Source organism: Gilliamella sp. Nev6-6 (assembly GCF_001690605.1).
Classification (GTDB): domain Bacteria; phylum Pseudomonadota; class Gammaproteobacteria; order Enterobacterales; family Orbaceae; genus Gilliamella; species Gilliamella apicola_C.
On the sequence record NZ_LZHP01000043.1, the window covers coordinates 1 to 17256 of the forward strand.

17 protein-coding genes are annotated in these 17256 nt (G+C 37.1%); 7 read left to right on the top strand and 10 right to left on the bottom strand.

Translation table 11 applies throughout. The features are described 5' to 3' along the window. The first annotated feature begins 271 nt into the window (after positions 1-271). The gene (locus A9G42_RS05160) at positions 272-880 is read left to right on the top strand and encodes an IclR family transcriptional regulator (protein ID WP_081295537.1); all 609 of its coding nucleotides are present in this window, start codon (positions 272-274) and stop codon (positions 878-880) included. A gap of 6 nt (positions 881-886) precedes the next feature. Here the strand turns inward: A9G42_RS05160 and A9G42_RS05165 are convergent, their stop codons facing one another. Continuing rightward, entirely contained in the window at positions 887-2296 is a 1410-nt protein-coding gene (locus A9G42_RS05165) for an aminotransferase-like domain-containing protein (RefSeq protein ID WP_065652819.1), read from the bottom strand. A 185-nt stretch (positions 2297-2481) separates the two neighbouring features. Here A9G42_RS05165 and pdxS point away from each other — a divergent pair, with 185 nt between their 5' ends. The 5 genes from pdxS to A9G42_RS13260 all read left to right on the top strand — a co-directional run bounded on the left by pdxS (position 2482) and on the right by A9G42_RS13260 (position 6327). After that, complete coding sequence (gene pdxS, locus A9G42_RS05170) at positions 2482-3369, top strand: pyridoxal 5'-phosphate synthase lyase subunit PdxS (RefSeq protein ID WP_065652820.1); 888 nt, start codon at positions 2482-2484, stop codon at positions 3367-3369. Between the two features lie 2 nt (positions 3370-3371). Further along, the gene (gene pdxT / locus A9G42_RS05175; protein ID WP_065652821.1) at positions 3372-3959 is read left to right on the top strand and encodes a pyridoxal 5'-phosphate synthase glutaminase subunit PdxT; all 588 of its coding nucleotides are present in this window, start codon (positions 3372-3374) and stop codon (positions 3957-3959) included. Between the two features lie 654 nt (positions 3960-4613). Next, entirely contained in the window at positions 4614-4973 is a 360-nt protein-coding gene (locus A9G42_RS05180; RefSeq protein WP_065582761.1) for an ArsC family reductase, read from the top strand. A gap of 13 nt (positions 4974-4986) precedes the next feature. Further along, positions 4987-6126: a succinyl-diaminopimelate desuccinylase gene (gene dapE / locus A9G42_RS05185; protein WP_065582810.1), complete on the top strand. Its 1140-nt coding sequence runs from the start codon at positions 4987-4989 to the stop codon at positions 6124-6126. A 42-nt stretch (positions 6127-6168) separates the two neighbouring features. Next, positions 6169-6327 (top strand): YpfN family protein, encoded by a 159-nt coding sequence (locus A9G42_RS13260; RefSeq protein WP_081295541.1) that lies wholly within the window; start codon positions 6169-6171, stop codon positions 6325-6327. A 38-nt stretch (positions 6328-6365) separates the two neighbouring features. On the opposite strand, the gene cysZ is transcribed toward A9G42_RS13260, so the two are convergent. The 7 genes from cysZ to A9G42_RS05220 all read right to left on the bottom strand — a co-directional run bounded on the left by cysZ (position 6366) and on the right by A9G42_RS05220 (position 13068). Continuing rightward, positions 6366-7169, bottom strand: coding sequence for a sulfate transporter CysZ (cysZ, locus tag A9G42_RS05190; RefSeq protein ID WP_081302220.1), 804 nt, complete (start codon positions 7167-7169; stop codon positions 6366-6368). 164 nt (positions 7170-7333) lie between these two features. Then, positions 7334-9304: a tRNA(Met) cytidine acetyltransferase TmcA gene (locus A9G42_RS05195; protein WP_065652822.1), complete on the bottom strand. Its 1971-nt coding sequence runs from the start codon at positions 9302-9304 to the stop codon at positions 7334-7336. Between the two features lie 3 nt (positions 9305-9307). Then, complete coding sequence (locus A9G42_RS05200) at positions 9308-9763, bottom strand: DUF441 domain-containing protein (RefSeq protein WP_065652823.1); 456 nt, start codon at positions 9761-9763, stop codon at positions 9308-9310. After that, positions 9763-10473, bottom strand: a complete 711-nt coding sequence (purC, locus tag A9G42_RS05205) for a phosphoribosylaminoimidazolesuccinocarboxamide synthase (RefSeq protein WP_065652824.1) — start codon at positions 10471-10473, stop codon at positions 9763-9765. Before purC ends, A9G42_RS05200 begins: the two co-directional genes overlap by 1 nt. A 69-nt stretch (positions 10474-10542) precedes the next feature. Next, positions 10543-11295, bottom strand: a complete 753-nt coding sequence (bamC, locus tag A9G42_RS05210; RefSeq protein WP_065652825.1) for an outer membrane protein assembly factor BamC — start codon at positions 11293-11295, stop codon at positions 10543-10545. Between the two features lie 39 nt (positions 11296-11334). Further along, complete coding sequence (dapA, locus tag A9G42_RS05215; protein WP_065566282.1) at positions 11335-12213, bottom strand: 4-hydroxy-tetrahydrodipicolinate synthase; 879 nt, start codon at positions 12211-12213, stop codon at positions 11335-11337. 96 nt (positions 12214-12309) lie between these two features. Next, complete coding sequence (locus A9G42_RS05220; RefSeq protein ID WP_065566281.1) at positions 12310-13068, bottom strand: Nif3-like dinuclear metal center hexameric protein; 759 nt, start codon at positions 13066-13068, stop codon at positions 12310-12312. Positions 13069-13303: 235 nt separating this feature from the next. On the opposite strand from A9G42_RS05220, the gene rnt reads away from it, so the two are divergent. After that, positions 13304-13960: a ribonuclease T gene (gene rnt / locus A9G42_RS05225; protein WP_218837669.1), complete on the top strand. Its 657-nt coding sequence runs from the start codon at positions 13304-13306 to the stop codon at positions 13958-13960. A 117-nt stretch (positions 13961-14077) separates the two neighbouring features. Here the strand turns inward: rnt and A9G42_RS05230 are convergent, their stop codons facing one another. Next, positions 14078-14404, bottom strand: a complete 327-nt coding sequence (locus A9G42_RS05230) for a Grx4 family monothiol glutaredoxin (protein WP_065580276.1) — start codon at positions 14402-14404, stop codon at positions 14078-14080. A gap of 530 nt (positions 14405-14934) precedes the next feature. Continuing rightward, positions 14935-16533, bottom strand: coding sequence for a hypothetical protein (locus A9G42_RS05235; protein ID WP_143426106.1), 1599 nt, complete (start codon positions 16531-16533; stop codon positions 14935-14937). Positions 16534-17256: the final 723 nt, after the last annotated feature.

The window sequence follows — 17256 nt, forward strand, 5'->3', positions numbered from 1 at the left end:
AATAAATTTTATAAATAATAACAATAAATTAAATGATTACATACCAAAATAAAACAAGCAAATTAAGTTTAATAGTCAGAACAAATTTTGAAGCAAACCTTCATCACAGGCTTAACTAATAATGCCAAAACTAACTTGAAATATTATTCACTGTTGGATTTAATAAGTATTGAATAAGCTTGTTGATAACTCTTTAATATTTTGATTATTTAACATTTTTATGAATCGATTAAAAAACAACCACTAAAGTAAATCAACATTACTTGCCAGTTTGATTACTAATGGCTTATTAAGGCAAAATGAAGGAAAATACTTTTTAGGACTTGCTTTTTATGAATTTGGCAATAAAGCAATTGAACAATTTAATATAAAAGAGCTAGCCATTGAGCCTCTTTCATTTTTGCGAGATAAAACACAACTTGCTTGCCATTTAGGCATATTAGACGGCAACTCAGCGATTTATTTAGCCAAAGTCGAAAGCCCTAGCGCAATTCAGGTCAAAAGCTGGCTAGGTCGCAAGCTTTCATTGCATAGCTCTGCTCTTGGTAAAGCACTTTTAGCATGGGAACCAGAACAGCGTATTGATGAGTTATATCCAAACGAAAACTTAGTGATTAAAACACAAAACACAATTACCACAAAAACGGCATACAAAAAGGAACTTAAAAAAATACGCGAACAAGGTTGGGCATTTGATAACGCCGAAGACTTTGACGAAGTGACTTGCTTAGCTGCACCAGTTTATGATAAAAGTGGCAAAGTCATTGCCGCAATTAGCACATCAGGGGTTCGATTTCAAATGCCAAGTGAAAGAATCAACGAGTTTGTTCAATATTTACTGAGTGCAACGAAAATGCTATCTGACAAAATAAAAAGCTAATCTATTTTATTTGTCCATATTCAGTTGCTGATCAAAATGACCAAAGCTTAACCTAATGGTGCCAAGTTCGTCACCAAAATCGGCACCTTGCGATACAATTATCCCTTTTGACAGCAATTGATTAAGCAAGGTTGATTCTTGTACCACCGTGCTCACGGGCAAATGAGCATACAGATGAAAACCACCCAACGGCGCTTGATAAGTAATGTCACCACCAAAATAGTTATCTAACCACTGCATTAACTGTTCAGCTTTGATTTGTAGTGCTTGACGTAATTGTTGTTGGTGTGAAGCGTGATAACGTTGTAAATATTCTTGAGCTAATAATTGTGGCAATATACTTAAACCTGAATCAATGTGTTGACGAATTTTGGCTAAATTTTCGATAATATTATACGGCGCTAACATCCATCCAACACGAATATTTCGCCCAATATATTTTGATAACGACCCTAAATAGATAACTTGGTTATGCTGATCATACTTTTTAATTGGCATTACAGCTAAATCAGGAGTAAATGCTAGACGGCTATAAGCATCATCTTCAACAATCCCGATACATTGTAGTCGACAAAACGCTAATATTGCCAACTTTCGCTCATTGCTCATAACAAACCCTGTTGGATTTTGAAAAATAGGATTTAAAAATAACCATTTTATTTGATGTTGCCGTACACAATTTGATAGGCTATCAAGCGTTATGCCTTCATTATCGCATTCAATACCATATAAACGTAATCCCGCTGCTTGAAACAAAGGTAATGAGTAAAAATAGGAAGGAGACTCTATACCAACTGTATCGCCAGGTTTAAGTAAACCCTGTGTAATAAGAAATAATGATTGTTGCGTACCTGATGTAATTAAAATTTCATTAATATCAACTTGCATAGCAAACTGGCTTTGCATATAAAGTGCAATTTGTGCTTTAAGCGATGGCAAACCTAATTGCAACATATCACTGTTTTTTTCGTGCATAATTAATTCATTTAACGAAATATTTGGCAACTGGAGCTTGGGGATTAAATGCGTTGGTAAATCACCATTAGCCAGATCACAAATACACAATTGTTGTTCGCGAATTTGCGCTACTTTTTGCTGATAAAACGATTGTTTATTATGATAAAAATGTGCAGGTAAACGCCAATTAATCGATGAATAAGCTTGCACGCCCCATTTTTGCTTATTAACATAGGTGCCACTCCCTTGACGACGGATCAGCACACCCCGTTCTGTTAACAACTCCAGCGCATGAACCACAGTTGAGCGATTAACACACAATTTTTTTGCCAGATCACGTTCTGAAGGTAGTCTTTCACCCGCGAACAACACGCCCTGCTCAATATAGTGTTCTATTAGCTGCGTCACCTTTTTAAAAAGCGCTCCAGTAAATGGTACCAGTTTTTGTTTATCCCACATTATTATTCCACTTTAATGGTTTAGCCCGTTTTTTAATTATTTTTGTTACAGCAAATTTACCCAAAATTGGATGGTTTTATTATAGTCCAATTGGCTGTTTTTTATTGTGCTTTATTTTTGAATAATACTCCACACTAATTACAGTTAAACAATATTGCCATTATAAACCTAAAAAGGAGTAAAAGATGAACCAAGTTACAGGCACACAAACCGTTAAACGAGGCATGGCACAAATGCAAAAAGGCGGTGTAATTATGGATGTTGTTAATGCAGAACAAGCCAAAATTGCCGAACAAGCTGGCGCAGTTGCAGTGATGGCACTAGAACGAGTACCGTCGGATATCCGCTCGGCTGGTGGCGTAGCCAGAATGGCTGACCCAACCATTGTTGAGCAAGTGATGAAAAATGTGAGTATACCTGTTATGGCTAAAGCTCGAATTGGTCATATTATTGAAGCCCGTATTCTAGAATCGATGGGCGTTGATTATATTGATGAAAGCGAGGTATTAACCCCTGCCGATGAACAGTACCACTTACTTAAAGATGAATTTACCGTGCCATTTGTTTGTGGATGCCGTGATTTAGGTGAAGCACTACGCCGAATTGGCGAAGGTGCATCAATGCTACGCACCAAAGGTGAACCCGGCACGGGTAACATTGTTGAAGCTGTGCGCCACATGCGTAAAGTCAATGAACAAATCCGCCTAGTGGTCAGTAAATCAAAAGATGAATTAATGACCTTCTCCAAAGAAATAAATGCACCTTACGAACTGATTTTACAAATCAAACAGCAAGGAAAATTACCCGTTGTTAATTTTGCCGCAGGCGGCATAGCAACCCCCGCCGATGCGGCATTAATGATGCAACTTGGTGCCGATGGCATTTTTGTTGGATCTGGGATTTTTAAATCACAAAATCCTGAAAAATTTGCCAAAGCCATTGTACAAGCCACGACTTATTTTGATGATTATCCACGCTTAGCTCAGCTTTCAAAAGGTTTAGGCGAAGCAATGAAAGGCATTGAAATTAGCACACTGACTCAATCCGAAAAAATGCAAGATCGGGGTTGGTAATAATGTATTCATCAAAACCAAGTATCAAGCATATTGGTGTGCTCAATTTACAAGGTGCGGTAAGTGAGCATATGACAATGTTAAGTAGTATCAACAATGTACAAACGTCTTTAGTTCAGAAAGCCGAACAATTAGCAAGGTTAGATGGTTTAATTATCCCAGGTGGAGAATCCACAACAATCAGCCGTTTAATCAAACAAAATGGGCTTTTAACACCCATTCAACAATTTGCTAAACAAGGCAAAGGTATTTTTGGCACTTGTGCTGGGTTTGTGCTTTGCGGTAAAACCACAACACATAACGAAGTAGAGTTATTGAATTTAATCGATATAAGTGTTGAAAGAAATGGATTTGGACGCCAAGTTAACAGCTTTGAAACAACCTTAGATATACCAGTTGTTGGTCTACAAATACCCGCTGTATTTATTCGAGCCCCCTATATTACCAAAGCAGGAAAAGCTGTTCAGCAACTCGCATTTGTCCAACAGCATTGTATTATGGCAGAACAAAATAATATCCTAGTTTGCGCCTTTCACCCCGAACTAACTAATGATAATCGCATTATGCGTTACTTTATTGATAAATGCTAAATTAAATAAGGGATTTTATATAAAATCCCTAAAGACTGTCCTTATCTAATAGCTAATTTATTGCAATTAATTAATGGTAGATTACTCATGTTAATCAATAAAAATCTATAGCTAATTGTCCTTTAAATTCCCAATAGATTTTTACTGTCATTATAAACGCACCCGCCTACACGGCGGTAAACATGTCTATTTTTTAATGATAGAAATGAGTTGTTTTCTAAACCGCCTACACGGCGGTAAACATTTTAATGGTTCTGGTTTTAAAAAAAGGAAATTTCTAAACCGCCTACACGGCGGTAAACTAGAAACGAATATACTATAAACTTTGTTTGGCAAAAGGCAAATAGGATTTTTGTCTTCAAAAACCCTTTTTGAAAAGGTTTTTATAATTCATTGTTTTTATTAATTTTAATTTTTTGTTAAAAAAAAGGGTAACAAGTTTTTAAATTTTTATATGATAACTTAATTTTTCACGCAAAAAACATCAGATACCACATTGGTTTTATTTCTATTTTAAGATAAAACCAATGGATAAAAAATTAATGACACTAAATCAATCAATAATAAGATATCTAACCAAATAGTTTCTTGCAATTTGCTGCACAATGCCCATACTGCTATAATTTTGTTATCCTTCAAACTTGGATTTCTATTATGTACATCATCTATGGCATTAAAAACTGCAATACAATGAAAAAGGCCTTTACTTGGCTTGATGATCACCATGTCAGTTATCAATTTCATAATTATAAAACTGATGGTCTTTCTGAAGATCTTTTAGATATTTTTTTGCAATTAGTCGATTGGCAAAGTTTACTTAATACCCGAGGAACAACTTGGCGAAAATTAGATGAGCCCGTCCGTTCACAAATAAATGATGTGCAATCTGCAAAAAAGATTATGTTAACCAACCCATCCATTTTAAAACGCCCTTTGCTTATTGACGGTGGCAAGCGTGCTGTGTTGGGGTTTTCAAATGAACTCTATTCACAATTTATTTCGCAATCTAAATAAAATCGAGACTATTATGACTGAACCTGTTATTGCGCTAACCAAAGCACTCATTGCTGAAAAATCAATAAGCCCTGACGATAAAAACTGTCAAAAGATGATTATTGAGCGATTAAAACCGCTCGGTTTTATTATTGAAGAAGTGAATATTGGGCAAACCAAAAATTTATGGGCTTATCATGGTGATGCCACCAGTAAAACCCTTATGTTTGCTGGACATACCGATGTTGTGCCAGTTGGTGATGAAAGCAAATGGCTATACCCACCGTTTACACCAACCATTGATGAACACGGTGTGCTTTATGGTCGTGGCGCATCTGATATGAAAAGTGGTGTTGCTGCAATGGTTTGTGCCGCAGAAGATTTTGTTAAGCAATACCCAAATCATGCTGGGCGAGTGGCCTTTTTAATTACATCAGATGAAGAAGCCGATGCAAGCGATGGCACAGTTAAAGTCGTTGATTTGCTTATTAAACGAAAAGAACGTGTTGATTACTGTATTGTAGGCGAACCGTCAAGTGACGTTGTACTTGGTGATCAGATTAAAAATGGACGCCGTGGCTCACTCACTGCCAATTTGATTGTACATGGAATTCAAGGTCATGTCGCTTACCCGCACCTTGCGGATAATCCTATTCATCGCTTTGCCCCTGCACTAGATGAACTTGTTAATACTATTTGGGATGAAGGCAATCAATACTTTCCACAAACGACTATGCAAGTTGCCAATATTAATGGTGGTACTGGCGCTGAAAATGTTGTACCTGGCGATCTGAGTGTACAATTTAACTTTCGTTATAGTAGTGAATTGACTGACACGGCAATTAAAACACGCGTAGAGCAGATCTTACAAAAGCATAATTTAAATTATACATTAAATTGGCGATTATCAGGGCACCCATTTTTAACCCCACAAGGCGATTTAACTAATGCAGCGGTTAGTGCCATTAAAGAATTTACCAATATTGACACTAAACTATCGACCAGTGGCGGCACATCGGACGGGCGTTTTATTGCTCAAATGGGATGCCAAGTTATTGAACTTGGAGTACTTAATAAAACTATACACAAAGTCAATGAAAACGCTAATTGCCAAGATATTATTACCTTAACTGCGATTTATCACCGTATTTTAGAAAAATTATTGCTAACATAGCTATCATTGTGTCGTTATCCAATTAGTTTAAAAGGAAATAGCATGGAGTGGTTAAAAGATTACTGGTGGATGATTGTGGTGATTTTAATTGGGATTTTTATTAATGCTATTAAAGCACTGAATCGGCTAAGTTACAAAGCGTATCTTGAAAAAAAGAAAGGGATAAAACCTATCCCTTATCAAGATGACGACGACGATTAGCCATCAAAAAATTCAACTAACAAAAAGTAACACGTGCCTTAGCGAAAATCTTGGGCACTACTATCAAATAGTGCTTGATGACGATAGCGATCAACCCACATTGCTGTTGCGCCACACACAGCAATAGGCATAATAATTAAATTAAGCACCGGTACCATAGTAAAAAAGCTGACTAATATGCCAAAAGCTAAATTATCACCCCGATCTTGTTTAAGTAACTCACTCATCCGCTGAAAAGTTATTTTATGGTTATCAAAGGCATAATCAGCATACTGAATATTAATTTGCCAAGCAGTAAATAAAAACCAAACCACAGGCGTTATTGATTGTCCAATAACAGGAATAAAATAAGTTAACAATATGGGGATTGCCCATAATAGATAATTGGCGAGTTTGTGTAGTTCTCTGCCAAAAATACGTGGTAGATCTTTAATGATACTAATCCACGATGTATCAGGAGCAGGAATACCCGTTAACTGTGCCTCAACCTGTTCGGCCAATAAACCGTTAAACGGTGCGGCAATGATATTAGTTATAGTGCTAAAGAAATAACAAAATAGGATAACTAACATCAAAATGACCATTAAAATGAGGATATACCCTAACCAATGTAACCAACTTGGCATATACGATAACCCCCAATCGACCATGCCCGAGATGGTATGAAAAAACCAATAAAATAATATCGACATAACCACAACATTGGCGATTATGGGTAAAAAAACAAATCGCTTAATACCTGGGCTAAACGCCAATGACCATCCTTTAAAAAAATATTCAATACCTGTTGTTGGTTGATTTTTTGGTTGATTGGTTTGTGAATACCGATGTTGCGATCGGATTTCTAAATTATTATGCGTCACATTCGATTCCTTTTTAATAAAAACGAATTGAGTTAAAAAAACTAAATTGAAACATGATGATCATTGTAAACATACCTCATGGCAACCTGCAATAATGATCAGCTAACTTTATTGGGTATTTTGTTAAAAATCACACTATTGCCTTACTTTTCCAACCATGTTTTGACCTCGTGCTTAATAGCCTGCATTAGCGCTGATTTACCCGCAAGTTGATATAAATTCACGATCAATGGTTGATTATTTTTGTTTTTTATCAATGCTGACAATATCTGCATTGATAATGGTTGCTGGTGGGTTTGATTATAGTGATTCAATCGGCACAGCGCCGCATAAGTCGCTTCAAACGGTCGGTGATAGTAAACAAATCCAGCCAGTTCATCTAAATCTTGCGCATCTAAATCTTGTGAAAGCATGACATTACTGTCTTTTGTGATCATCTCGCTGAAAGGCAAATCGATGATATCTTTAAGCCAGTATGCATTGCGCTGTAGTTTCTGCTCTAGCTTAATGGTTAAATGCAATCCAGATTCGGTTAGTGGTTTAAGCGCCATAACAGAATAACTGCCACTACTTGCCTGTTTATGGCTACTAACGTGAACCAAAACAAATCCACAAGCGGTCCAAAATTGATAATTAGTCGGGCTATAAGCAAAACTAACTGACAAAAAATCATTATGCTGTGTTTTAGCATGATCAAATAGGGTGTGTATAAGTTGGCTAGCAATATGTTTGCGCCGATAGGTGTTTAGCACCGCAATGCGGTTAATTCTAACCGAACGCAATTTAGCTGCCAACCGTTCTCCCGCATGTGCAACAAGCGATTGCGCAACTAAATTGCCTTTAGGTCGGCGAGTTCCTTTCCACACTTCATTGATCAGACTATCGGGCAAGTTGCCTTCATCAACGGCGAGTGCCGCAGCAACTTGCTCATTGCCGATTGTCGCCTGCCAAACCGACAAGTTTTGTGCGTCAAACAAGCGCCTTAAATCAGTTAATGTGGTTTGATAATGCGCGATTTTTAATAAATAAAAGATAGATCTTAATGTGTTAATATCATTGCGTTCAACCTTCGAATATTGTGCTAATAATACATTGAGCTCGGAGCCAGCCTTTTGCTCTAATAAACCATTTAGCAACAACCGATCACTAAATTGCTCCAACTTATCACCTGCATGCCAACGAATGGGTGTGTGTAGGTAGAAATATTGACATGAATTGTCTAACAACAATTTCAACAAAAAGCCCTGCCCAGTACCTTCATAGCCTTCAGCTGTAGTAGTTAACAACACTCTGCTATTATTGGCAATTGCCTGTTGTAGCAATTTTTTTAGCATTGGCAAAGGGATCATTGCAGCTTCGTCAATAATCAAATAATCCGCAAAATTATTATGAGAACATGCAATTAATTCATCAGGAGCAAAAAAGAGGGTATTCGGCTTAGCAAAAGTAAAAAAGGTAGTTAATGCTGATTTATTGGGTGCAGTAACAATGCAACGCCGATAATGACTAAACTGCCCAGCTAATGCTGATTTGCCTCGCCCACGTTTGGCAACTACGACATTAATGAGCTTATTGCTGTTTAACAATTGCTTTAACGTGTTTTGTTGTTCGGTTAAATCGCAATAATTATCGGTAATAACAGGTAAAGATGGGATCGAGAATGTCGCTGGTTTGGAAAAATATCTGCAACTAGAGGATAAACCACATTCCGCCAAGGTCTGCATTAAATGCGCAATAAAATTAGGCACAGTAATAGCGGTTGGATTTTCGTTCCAACGCAAGCTGTCCTGATCGTGCCAACGGGATAAGTCGTTAGGTAATAACAAAACTAGCATACTACCTTTAACGAGCGTGCCAACCAGCATAGCAAAGGCATCAAGGTTGAACCCTGCTGTTGCATCAAATATAGCATGTCGAAATTGGCGCCCTAATAACTTTTTAGTTTGGTTAGGGGAAAGCATATTGGAAACAAATTCATTTGGCCAATTAGTCTGCGAGGTGATCGTTAGCCAATCTCCAGCATAATTACCGATAATATGACTAAGTTGTGCAAATAATTGCCTAGTTTCACCCTGTAACACCCATAGCGTTCTTGTGCTGTTGGCGTTGCACATAGACTAACTTTTTCCAATCAATAACGACAACAAACCAGCCGCAATCAACGGTCCAACAGGAATGCCTTTGAAAAAAGCCACACCAACTAATGTGCCAATAATTAAGCCATTAATAATGGTTGGGTGTGCTCCCATTAGCGATACACCACGTGTACCAAGCCACGATACCAAAATACCTACAACGATCGCCAATAAAGATTGCCAAGAGGTAAACGATTTGGCAAGATCGCCAATCTTTAATGATCCATCCGCCAATGGCACCATCATAGCCGCCGTTAAAATAACAATACCGATAGTTAAACCATATTGATTTAAAAATGGAAAGTAAACAGCTAATGGCGTTAGCTTAAATAATAACAATAACAGTACTGCAAATGTCACTGTGTTATTATGTGTTAAATAACACAGTGCAGCTAACCCTAAAAGAAGAAAAAAAGAAATATCAAACTGCGCAAACATTACAAAGGAACACCTATACGTTTTGCCACTTCTTCATAGGCTTCAATTACGCCACCTAAACCTTGTCGAAAGCGATCTTTATCCATTTTTTTTAGTGTATCTTTTTCCCACAAACGACAACCATCGGGCGAAAACTCGTCACCTAAGGTAATTTCATTTTTAAATAAGCCAAACTCAAGTTTGTAATCAACCAATATTAGCCCCGCTTTATCAAATAAATCAGTTAAAATTGTGTTAATTTTAAAACTGAGCTCTTTCATTTTAACTAGTTGATCTTCACTAGCCCAGCCAAAGGCTTTGCAATGCGATGCATTTACCATTGGATCATGCAATGCATCGTTTTTGAGAAATAATTCAAATGTAGGAGGATTTAAAACTTTGCCTTCCTCAACACCTAAACGTTTAACTAAAGATCCCGCTGCACGATTACGCACCACGCATTCCACAGGTACCATTTGTAGCTTTTTAACTAACACTTCATTATCTGATAGTAAAGCTTCAACTTGGGTTGGAATACCTGCTTCACGCAATTGAGTCATAATAAAATAATTAAATTTATTATTAACCATTCCTTTACGTTCTAACTGTTCGATACGTAAACCATCAAATGCCGATGTATCATTGCGAAACTCAAGGATTAATAAATCAGGGTTTTCGGTTGTATATACCGTTTTTGCTTTACCACGATAAAGCTCAGCCAACTTTTTCATGCTTATAACCTTATATCAAATTGCCAATAAAGAATTAAGGAGCTATTCGCTCCTTAAATTCCAAACTTATTATTGATTTTCACCACTCACGGCTGTTGCGGGTTTCTTGCCCTCGGCCTTGTCTTTCGCAGCATCATCACTTTGCGCTTTTGGTGGTACAACGCGCAATGAATCTGGTGCAACATCATCCATTATGCCATTAAATAAGCTAACAACATAACGCTGTACTTCAATAGGCTGCGAAGTTAAATCATCAGCCCCACGTGTTAATGAAACCGTTGAAATCACTATCGTTTCGGTATCACCCACTAATTGTCTTTTAAATGAATAAGCTGCTTCAACGGTTTGATCTTCATCTGCACGTACCATAAATGCCTTACCAGTTTTTAGCGTATTATGATCTTGACTAACAATGGAGATATTTCTTTTGCTTAAGCTATTCGGGATACGATCCCACACGTTATAACTTAATGGCACGTTAAAAGTCACCGCGCCGTTATTATAAATTGCAAAGGCTTCTTGAATAGTCGGAATCGGTAAAATGGGTGGGCGGATATCCACTCTTTTGCCTAAATCACCGCTAACTTCAGCATTATTAACATAAAATTCACCGCTTTCAGCTGGCACAGAAATGCCATCAGGAATAATTAACGGTTTTAATGTAGGCGCTTTAAGGTAATCTTCATTTCCATCGACTTCACGCTTATAGTTTTGATTGCTCCCACAGCCAACAAGAAATAAAGAAGTCATAATGGTTAAAACAGCCACTTTTTTAATGGCTTTGTTTTTAAATAAAGTTCTGTTCAATGTGTGATTTAACATAGATATCTACTTTTTAAAATAAAGGTTATACAACACTAATTAGAGTAAATTTGCTTCTTTTAACGCTTGTTCAACTGCGGGGATCGATGATGCACTGAGTGATACCATTGGCAATCGAATTGTTGCATCTTGCATTAAACCTAATTTTGCACAAGCCCATTTGACTGGGGTTGGATTCGGTTCGATAAATAAATTATGATGTAAAGCCATTAAGGTATCATTTAAAGTTCGGGCTTCTTGAATTTGGTTATTGGCAGCAAGTTGACATACAGTTGCAACAGCTTTAGCTGCAACATTAGCGGTAACGGAAATAACACCATCACCACCTAAAATCATAAAATCCAAAAATGTTGAATCATCACCACTAAGTAACTTAAAGTCAGGTCCAACCAATTTACGAGTAGGATAGACTCTAGAAAGATCGCCTGTTGCATCTTTTAATGCAACAATATTTTTGATTTTAGCCAAGCGTCCAACCGTTTCAGGTTTAATATCACTACTGGTGCGACCTGGCACATTATATAAAATCTGAGGCAGAGCGGTGCTTTCAGCAATGGCTTTAAAATGCTGATACATACCTTCTTGAGTAGGTTTGTTATAATAAGGTGCAACCGTTAAACAACCTACAACACCAATATTTTCAACCCGATGAGTTAATTCAATAGCCTCTTTAGTTGCATTAGCCCCTGTGCCCGCAATAATGGCTATACGACCGTCAGCATAATCAATGGTTCGTTTAATAACATCAATATGCTCGTGATGATCAAGTGTTGCCGATTCGCCTGTTGTTCCAACCGAAACAATAGCCGATGTCCCATTAGCAATATGATATTCAACCAATTTTTTTAAGCTTACATGATCAACATTTCCTTTGGTATCCATCGGAGTAACAAGTGCGACCAAACTTCCTGTAAACATAAAATGACCTCTCATATTATTGGTTTATAACACAACGTAAAGAATAAAAAATCTGCGAACAAGTATGCGATATTTCTAAAGTAAATTCAACTTTTGTTACGCCGGATTATCAATATCAATAAAAATAACTTCAACACCATGATTATTAGCTAACCATTCGCCTAATTTTTTAATGCCGTAACGCTCGGTAGCGTGATGCCCAGCAGCATAAAAATTAATGCCGTACTCGCGCGCAATATGAATAGTGCGTTCCGAAACTTCGCCAGTAAAAAAAGCATCCACGCCATTTTGCGCTGCCTGCTCAATATAATCTTGCCCTCCACCACTACACCACGCAATACGATTAATCACTGCTGGTGCATTATCACCACAAAATAACACTTGTCGCTGATTATTGTGTAACACTTGCTCTAGGTGTTGTTTAAATTGTAGCGCCGTCAGTGGCATGTTTAACGTGCCAGTAAAAAGCAGATCAGCGATATCATTACGCTTATCGACCGCAATCCCCAACAAATTAGCTAACTCAATATTATTACCAAAAATGGAGTGTCCATCTAATGGCAAGTGATAACTGTATAAATTAATATCATGCGTTAATAGTGTTTTAAGCCGTTTATATTTAATACCTGTAATGGTTTGTGGTTCACTTTTCCAAAAATAGCCATGGTGCACAAGTATAGCATCGGCTTGTAATTCAACCGCTTTATCCAATAATAACTGACACGCGGTCACGCCAGTCACAATCTTATGCACCTGTTCGCGCCCCTGCACTTGCAATCCATTTGGTGCATAATCACGATAACGGGTAATTTGTAGTTCATTATTAATTATCTTTTCTAATTCAAAGTTGTGCATAATTCACTCGGTTTTAAGATCATTTATATGATGATGATTGATTATAATCACTTTAATCAATCAGCGCATCTTCTTGTTCGTTTTAATCTCTATTTTGCAAAAATGGCTACAATCCTTGCCACAATAAAAGCGCATTAAAATTAACTATTCAATAGCAAATCTCAATGCCAATGCTAGGCGAAATAATCAAAAGCTGTCATAATAGTCTTTTTTTGACAAATTAAGATAGATTAACGTGCCAAACGCCAAATTATGTGAACGCTTTCGTGGGTTTTATCCTGTTGTTATTGATATAGAAACATCAGGGTTTGATCCAAAACTCAATGCTATTTTAGAAATTGCCGCTATTACTTTAAAAATGACACCCGACGGCTGGCTAGAGCCAGATCAATCCTTGCAATTTAATGTTAATCCATTTAGCGACGCGATTTTAGAGCCAACAGCACTGGCTTTTAACGGAATCGATCCGACTAACCCTTTACGCTCAGCGGTAGATGAAAAGCACGCTTTAGACGAAATATTCAAAATGGTTAGAGCCGGCATAAAAAATAACGAATGTACCCGCGCAGTCATTGTGGCACACAACGCACACTTTGATCACAGTTTTTTAATGGCTGCCGCTGAACGCTCAAATATCAAACGTAATCCATTCCACCCATTTGCCACCTTCGATACGGCATCACTAAGTGGCTTAGTTTTTGGGCAAACCGTACTGGCCAAAGCTTGTCAAGTAGCACAAATCGAATTTGATCATAAACAAGCTCATAGTGCGCTATACGACACGCAAAAAACTGCGATACTCTTTTGCAAAATCGTCAATCGACTTAAAACATTAGGTGGATGGCCTTTAACAGCCATAGATGATAGAGAAGTAACATCAATCATGGATTGAGAAAATACTTAGTAACACGAAGCATTCATAAACACAATAATAAAAAATTACCGATAAAAACCGATAAAAACCGATAAAAAAGCGCGCTTAATCTGCACGCTTAATGCTATTTAAAAATTAAGGTTTATGTTTTTCGGCAGTTTGTTGAATAAGTGTTTGCAACTCGCCAGCTTGAAACATTTCTAGTAAGATATCGCACCCTCCCACTAATTCGCCTTCAACCCATAATTGTGGGAACGTTGGCCAATTAGCAAATTTAGGTAATTCGGCACGAATATCTGGATTTTGCAAAATATCAACATAGGCAAATGGTTCTCCACATTGTGATAAAACCTGCACCGCCTGTGCCGAAAAGCCACAACTTGGTAATTTTGGCGAACCTTTCATATAGAGAATAATTGGATTATCGGCAATTTGTTTTTTGATTTTATCGAGCGTTGTCATTTCAGTGGTCATACGATTTCCTTTATCATTTTTCGTAATAATACTGACTATTTTAACGTACAATGGATATTGTTCCCACTGCTATCTTAAATCCCCATTGTTTAATGCATATTTTTAAAACAAACAAGGGGCAATAAATAGCATCTGCTTATGATTAATCGTATCATTTTAAGACTTACTTCTCATTAGTAAAAAATAGCAAAAGAATTTTTAAGCTAACAAAAGATTAATACGTTTTATCATCAAAAATCAGTCAGAAAACCTATTGATTTTATTAATTTTTTTATTCTTGATTTTTAAGTTTTTATGTGAGGTTTTTAACGTTATTTTTTAGCCATAATATGACAGTTAGTCATTTGATTAACAATCCCTTTTCTTGCTACTACACTTGCTACTGCAAAAGCGCTTAACTGGGATGGTAATTAACTAAAGCGCCACCTGACTACAGAACGTTTGGCGCTTTACTTACTTTGCTTAACCGAATTTTATATTGCTTTTTGCAAACTTAGAATTTTTATCAATGCCCAACGCTAGGGATAAGTGCACAAGGTATACCAATTGTCGCCATTCCCGCGGAAATCAACAGTAGCTTCCGCTGGGCTTACCACAAAATGGCTGCTTGCATTGAAAATGTCACTAGTCCAATGCCAATCGTAGCTATCGTTGAAAAAACTAGAACCAATGTAAAAACTAACATCTCCCCACTCCGTACTAAAGCCAGCATCGATTCTACGTTGGCGAAACCAAGCGTTTGATGTTGGCACTGCTCCATCGATGCCATTTACACAAGGGAAACGGGAATTAATAATACCGCACTTCGCATTGGTTATATCCTTAAGTTTTGGCTGACGATAACCCAAACTATTACACCATGCTAATGAATCAGAATAGAAAGCCCTTTTTGTACCACGATGAACAAACCACTGCTTCAACACAAATCCATATTTGATTACCACATTATTACTTTTATCATAACCTTTTAGTACAAATAGTTGCGGTAAAGTTGGCTTAGCTATTGTCCCTGGATTGCTAGATTGTCTTTGAGCTGCCGTTACCGTAGGGCCTGTGAGGGTGACTTTTACCCCGCCTAAACGCTCAAAGTGATAACCGTTACCTGCTGATGGTTTTGGCGGCTCTACTGTCATGCTAGCGGTTATCCCTCCCTGACTTACCGAAGGCCAACTTAATTCGCTTGGGTTTACGTCATCATCCATATCTAAATAAAAATACAGCCCATTAGCGCCTGTTGTCGGAAAATTTTGTTCATAGGTAGCCAACTTAGTTGATTGAACTAAAAATCCGCCTCTATCATTGTCGGTGTACAGGTGACCAAAAAGATAAAACTGATAAGAATGACCAACAGTCTCAAAAATGCCTAATGCACCTTTTGGTGCAAAATTATTATGCAATAAATTTGGCCTTACGTATTTGATATCATCATAATGACAGCGGGTTGATCCCTTTGGTTTGATATAGTAAACAGCACTACCACTATCAAATGTACTATTATTGGGCATGCCATAACGTGTACTTAAGCTACCGTCACTGCTTGTTAATACTACTTTATAAGGTGCATCACATATATTTAATACCGTATTACGATTCACGGCATTATCATCTTTATCGGTGATATCAACCGTTAAAGTCCCTGTTGCGCTAGCCCCATTAGCGTCTTGACCGTCGCCATCATCATCCCCCCAATAATGATATGGCGGGCCGAGTAATGCATTTAGCGCTATTGAATTCACGTCCACTGGAACGAGCATAGTAATATCACTAAAACTATCACCCAGTTGCGGTAACTCAATGGGATTTGTTGGGCTTGACGGATTTTTTTGTGGTGTGATAATTTGACCGTCTGATAGCTTAATACTTAATAATTCCTCGGTGGTTGAGATCTTCGTTTGCCCACCATCATACGTAAAATACGGCGCACTACCTTGTATTACTTTTGTGCTTTGCGCAGATAATGCCTGCACATCCAATGAACATAATAGCAACAACGGCAACAAGAAGCGTGGCGGTAGCAATTTTTTCTTTAACGAAAAAGACAGCTTTGTGAATTTAATTAAGTTGCGTGCATAAAAGCAATTTTTGGAACTAGCTACAAAAGTTAAGATATAGGACATCCAGTGTCTAAAATAATACTGCATTACATTTCACCCATCTCGTGATTTTTGTTTTATTTTAATTTTTTTCTGCGTGTAATATCACTGTCTAGTTTAGTTTTTAAACCGCGAAATTATAACCACTAAAATTTTTTTTGCTACCTTTTTGTTAATTTTTTGTTTGTTTTTTGTTTAATTATTAATAATGAATGGCGTAACGACTTTTAAGAATTGGCTTTGTGGGAAATCGCATTATTCTATTCGATTTTATGGGATACGTTTAAGAGATTAACGCTTCAGAGGTTTTCACTAATAACACACTTTACTGACAAAACTTAAAACACCTAAAACCCCACAAACCTTAAAATAAACCTTTGTCAGCCTAAAAAATCATTCAGAAAAACCATTGATTTTATTGAATTTTTTTCTTGGCGTTTTTTCCAAAAAATATAAAAGGGAGTAAACATACCAGCAAAATATCGACCACAAATTCTTAACTGAATTGACGATTTAGAAAAAGGCGGTAGCAATCAAGGCATAGGGCTACCAGCATTGACGCCCAAAATAATACAGCATCACATTTCACTTACCACACAAACCTTTTTTTATTTTTCTGGTTTACCACTTACTTGATGAGATTGTTTTTCAATAATTGAAATTGTTACTTTTCAAAAATATTTAGCACGTTTTTTTGTCAGTTTTTTGTAAATTTTTTAATGGATGGAGTGACTTTTAAAATAACTA

Bases quoted from the DNA above. Each gene is read 5' to 3' on its own strand.
- A9G42_RS05165 (WP_065652819.1), bottom strand. From the start codon at position 2,296: ATGTGGGATAAACAAAAACTGGTACCATTTACTGGAGCGCTTTTTAAA.
- pdxS (WP_065652820.1), top strand. From the start codon at position 2,482: ATGAACCAAGTTACAGGCACACAAACCGTTAAACGAGGCATGGCACAA.
- pdxT (WP_065652821.1), top strand. From the start codon at position 3,372: ATGTATTCATCAAAACCAAGTATCAAGCATATTGGTGTGCTCAATTTA.
- A9G42_RS05180 (WP_065582761.1), top strand. From the start codon at position 4,614: ATGTACATCATCTATGGCATTAAAAACTGCAATACAATGAAAAAGGCC.
- dapE (WP_065582810.1), top strand. From the start codon at position 4,987: ATGACTGAACCTGTTATTGCGCTAACCAAAGCACTCATTGCTGAAAAA.
- A9G42_RS13260 (WP_081295541.1), top strand. From the start codon at position 6,169: ATGGAGTGGTTAAAAGATTACTGGTGGATGATTGTGGTGATTTTAATT.
- A9G42_RS05195 (WP_065652822.1), bottom strand. From the start codon at position 9,304: ATGTGCAACGCCAACAGCACAAGAACGCTATGGGTGTTACAGGGTGAA.
- A9G42_RS05200 (WP_065652823.1), bottom strand. From the start codon at position 9,763: ATGTTTGCGCAGTTTGATATTTCTTTTTTTCTTCTTTTAGGGTTAGCT.
- purC (WP_065652824.1), bottom strand. From the start codon at position 10,473: ATGAAAAAGTTGGCTGAGCTTTATCGTGGTAAAGCAAAAACGGTATAT.
- bamC (WP_065652825.1), bottom strand. From the start codon at position 11,295: ATGTTAAATCACACATTGAACAGAACTTTATTTAAAAACAAAGCCATT.
- dapA (WP_065566282.1), bottom strand. From the start codon at position 12,213: ATGTTTACAGGAAGTTTGGTCGCACTTGTTACTCCGATGGATACCAAA.
- A9G42_RS05220 (WP_065566281.1), bottom strand. From the start codon at position 13,068: ATGCACAACTTTGAATTAGAAAAGATAATTAATAATGAACTACAAATT.
- A9G42_RS05230 (WP_065580276.1), bottom strand. From the start codon at position 14,404: ATGACAACGCTCGATAAAATCAAAAAACAAATTGCCGATAATCCAATT.
- A9G42_RS05235 (WP_143426106.1), bottom strand. From the start codon at position 16,533: ATGTCCTATATCTTAACTTTTGTAGCTAGTTCCAAAAATTGCTTTTAT.